Source organism: Litoribacterium kuwaitense (genome assembly GCF_011058155.1).
Taxonomy (GTDB): domain Bacteria; phylum Bacillota; class Bacilli; order Bacillales; family DSM-28697; genus Litoribacterium; species Litoribacterium kuwaitense.
Map to the genome: position 1 here is coordinate 1 of NZ_JAALFC010000084.1, position 3,728 is coordinate 3,728.

6 protein-coding genes are annotated in these 3,728 nt (G+C 39.4%); 3 read left to right on the plus strand and 3 right to left on the minus strand.

Features of this window, described 5'->3' with window-relative positions; genetic code table 11:
- Together G4V62_RS18875 and G4V62_RS18880 are read left to right on the plus strand one after the other, a co-directional pair.
- The coding region (locus tag G4V62_RS18875; RefSeq protein WP_165205166.1) for a peptidoglycan recognition protein family protein at positions 1-721 on the plus strand (721 nt) is incomplete at its 5' end.
- Positions 722-733: 12 nt separating this feature from the next.
- On the plus strand, positions 734-1,024 hold the full coding sequence (locus G4V62_RS18880; protein ID WP_165205168.1) for a holin: 291 nt from the start codon (positions 734-736) through the stop codon (positions 1,022-1,024).
- Positions 1,025-1,039: 15 nt separating this feature from the next.
- On the opposite strand, the gene G4V62_RS18885 is transcribed toward G4V62_RS18880, so the two are convergent.
- From G4V62_RS18885 to G4V62_RS20155, 3 genes are all read right to left on the minus strand, one after another.
- Positions 1,040-1,558 (minus strand): hypothetical protein, encoded by a 519-nt coding sequence (locus tag G4V62_RS18885; RefSeq protein ID WP_165205170.1) that lies wholly within the window; start codon positions 1,556-1,558, stop codon positions 1,040-1,042.
- Positions 1,559-1,748: 190 nt separating this feature from the next.
- A complete protein-coding gene (locus tag G4V62_RS20150; RefSeq protein WP_246218541.1) occupies positions 1,749-2,558 on the minus strand; it encodes a hypothetical protein in 810 nt (269 codons plus the stop codon).
- Between the two features lie 68 nt (positions 2,559-2,626).
- The gene (locus G4V62_RS20155) at positions 2,627-3,346 is read right to left on the minus strand and encodes an SIR2 family protein (protein ID WP_246218542.1); all 720 of its coding nucleotides are present in this window, start codon (positions 3,344-3,346) and stop codon (positions 2,627-2,629) included.
- Positions 3,347-3,463: 117 nt separating this feature from the next.
- Here G4V62_RS20155 and G4V62_RS18895 point away from each other — a divergent pair, with 117 nt between their 5' ends.
- Positions 3,464-3,649, plus strand: coding sequence for a hypothetical protein (locus G4V62_RS18895; RefSeq protein ID WP_165205172.1), 186 nt, complete (start codon positions 3,464-3,466; stop codon positions 3,647-3,649).
- The last annotated feature ends 79 nt before the right edge of the window (positions 3,650-3,728 follow it).

A 3,728-nucleotide genomic window follows, 5' to 3' on the forward strand; every position in this document is an offset into this window, starting at 1 on the left:
TATCGCCATCCATCATTCTCTAACCCTTTCCGGTTCGGCGGAAGCCTTTGCGAATTACCACGTCAATACCCACGACTGGCCAGGCATCGGTTATCATTTTGTGATTGAAAAGAACGGCACAGTCGTCTGGTGTCACAATCCCGGCACGCTGTCATACCACGTCGGCAATAGCAACAAACATGCAATAGGCATCTGCTTGACAGGAGATTTTAGGGTTCAAGAGCCGACGGATGCACAAAAAGAATCACTCAGAGTTTTAGTATCAGCACTCAAAAAGGACATGCCGAACTACGTAGCGACAAAAGGGCACTCAGAGTTCCCTGGCTACTCGTGGAAGGCTTGTCCTTGTTTTGATTATAAGAGCGTCCTAAGTGCGGTGACACAGCCGCAAATGCCCGATAGTAAGAAGGCTAACGAGCTACACTATTGGGCTAAGTTGCTACATCGAGACGGACTCGAAGGCTCGGGCTTGTGGGGTTACAACAACCTACGAGCCTTTTTTAATGCGACTGGACGCAATGCCAAAAAGCTATATGACCCTAACCAAGTGGCTTATTTAAAAACACTTGAAAAGCAGGGCGGAGGCACAGCAGCATGGGCAAAAAAAGAGCTTCAAAAGTACATCGACACTAACCAAATACTTTATGCAGCTACCTTGTTGCATGAAGGAAATGAAGGTCAAAAAACATGGGCATTTAAAGCCCTGCCAAACTACTTGTAAAGGATGAAAAATATGAACGAATTATTAAACCAACTTATTGATTTTACAGGCGTGGAAGGCGCATACGCATCGTTTATCGCAATCGTCACGACTCTAGCTGTACAAGCGATCAAGAAGACCGTAAGTGTGCCAAAGAACTACGTTCCGTCATTGTCGCTGATTGTAGGTCTTGTGCTTGCTGTGCTGTCGTTTCCGTTTACTGATCTCGATTTGTCTGTGAGGTTATGGGTAGGCGCGATCGCAGGACTAGCAGGTACGGGGCTGTTTGAGGTTGTAAATAAGCGTGAGGGCAAAACTAAATAAGCATATAAAAAGCGCTCAACCGTTATGGCTGGGCACTTTTTCTGTGATGTATTCTTTTATGTATTCAATCATATTTTTATAGTGATATACCAGAGATTCTTCCTCCTCAACCTCTAATGATTCATGAAAACTAGACCGTTGTAGTTGCTCATCAATTTTAAATATCTCGTTTGTTACCTCTTGCGACATTAGATGAAGGTTTTCAAATATTATTGGGCGTATGTTTTTTTGGTAGCTTTCTACTTTAAATTTTGGGGCACCGTGGAACTGGTAATGAATCACTGTATGATGCTCCTTATAATCAATCATTAGAACTTGATTAAAGACTTTCAAACGCTCCATTTCCCTGTCGTATCTTCTCTCGGCTTTAAAAAGCTCCCGTTGTTCGTCTATCTGCTTTTCAAACCGCTTATTCAATTCCTTTTGTTGCTCCCGTTGGTTCTTTCCAGTTATCAATAATGTCGCTATAATACCACCGACCGTAGCGATCGATGGAACAATAATCATCAATACATCTATCCAAAACTGGTTCATGAGATCACCTCCTAAGGAACTATAGGTGTGGAGGAACGGAATTATTATTGGAGAAAAAAAGCACACTCAAAGAAATTAAATAGTTGACTATAGGTATAAAAACCTTATAATTGAGATATGAATATATTGCAAGGCGGGAGGGCAAAGGCAATGACTCTAGGTCGTTAGCAATTGCCCTCTTCGCATTTCTCTAGTCTTTATATTTGAGAATATCATACATCAACAGCAGTTTCCTCAAATCGGTGTCGACCTTAATTTCCCCATTCGATTTTAGTTCCTCTAGTTCGTCCAAAATGAATTTTTTTACTTCCTCCAAGTCAAGATTTTTGAGATTATAGCAGAATGTAGTATATATCTTTCTCTTCTTCTGCCCGGTCTCTGCCCAAATCAATTTCGCATCATTAGTGTCTTTAAAAAACGCAGCAGATTTATCAAGAGTATCCTCTACCTTTGAATAGTCCGATAAATTAATGAGTGTTGTACTAAGCTTATCCTTTTCTGAGGGATGAAGGTTGCTGTTTTTAATGTTATCTTTGTTGAGGAATTTGTGTATCGGGAATCTAGATCTGCCATTCTGAAGAGTTGCAAATCTCAGTCGGATATCTGTACTGAGTGAATCTTCATCAGAAATGTAGTCGATACAGAACGACACTATATCAGGGATTTGAAAGATCGTTTTGGTATCCCCTAAGGCAACGGCGATATCTTTATCTTGAAGTTCCGATTCCAACAAATCTAAATCCTCCGGGCTCAATAAAACAGCTCTCAGAGCTCCTTTTTTTCCTCTATCTACAATAAGTTCTTTAAGAATATGCTGGTATTTACGAACATGAGCAGGTGAGACACCTTGGTTAATTTGGCTGATTTTATTAAAGACTAGATCAAAGTTATCAGTTTTTATTACTTTGAGTTGGCATCCTAAGTCTCTATCTGTAATATCCTGCTCGACAATGCCTGACTCTCCTTCTAAACGCTCAATTAAAATCAATCTTCTTTCCAAAATCTTTATTTCATTACTAGTTAATGAACGTGTAAAATCCTTAATTATTTTGCGGACGTTTACATCAGTTAAAGAATATCCCATAAAATAATTGGTGAGTTTATCATCATTGAAATGATTTTAGCACTAATCAGGACAGAGTCGGCATCAAATTTCTTATAATCCTTTTCCGAAATCATAATTTTTTCAGGACTAGATACGCACCCGTGTATTTTATATAACTCAGCGAACCCATGGGTTCGCTCAAAAAACCCGCTTTGCCCTATGTATTTTTCTATGGCATATTCGCTAAATTCATTAAAGGAGTCCTCGATGAAAGAATCGTAATTTGTCGTTAATACAATCTGCGTTTTCATTAACATCTTCACGAATGATTTGTATTCATGTTGCATATCAGATTTGATTTTATATTGATTAAATCTATTTGCTATGGCTTTCTTGAAAGGAGAAATTCTTGTACGGTGCGCATCTGTCGTTGAGAAACCATCGATTGTTATAAGTTTATTATTGAAAGCTTTATTATATTGTTTTTCGAGATACGACCCGGTTTTAATATTCGCATAATGAGCGAGTTCCCTTTCTCCAAGAGAAGGGTTTGCTTGTGATAGCTCGTCCCAAAGGTTATTGAGTGACCCGTAGAAATTCTCTAGCCCTATACTTTCCCAAAATTCATGCAAAAGCCCCGTCCAATCGGGAAAGTTCTCTAGGAACCGTCTTGACATGCCTGAACCAATGAAAACAACAGGGAATTGGTTTTCAGCAATCAGTTTATCTAGTGTAGTAGTCATTGAACTCACCTCCATGTGAAAATTTTACCATGAATGGTTCAATATTCTCAAATTTTTTATTGAATACAGAACAAACATTCGCATATAATAAGAACAAACGTTCTTGGAGGTTGAATGATGCGAATAGGTGAGACGATCAACATCATATATATGGCAGGCGACGGCAGGTTTACTAAGCGAAAAGTTAAGGTACTGGCGGTCACTGATCAATACATTAGAGGGATGTGCCAAACAAAGCGAAAAATAAGAACCTTTCGGAAGGAGAACATTCTTGGCGTTCGAAAGGTGGCACCGGCTTCATGAAAAGAGACCCTCGTGATTATAAAGATTTTAATCATATCTTGTGGGAACGCTCGTTCATATTGCCTGAGCATAAACGGGC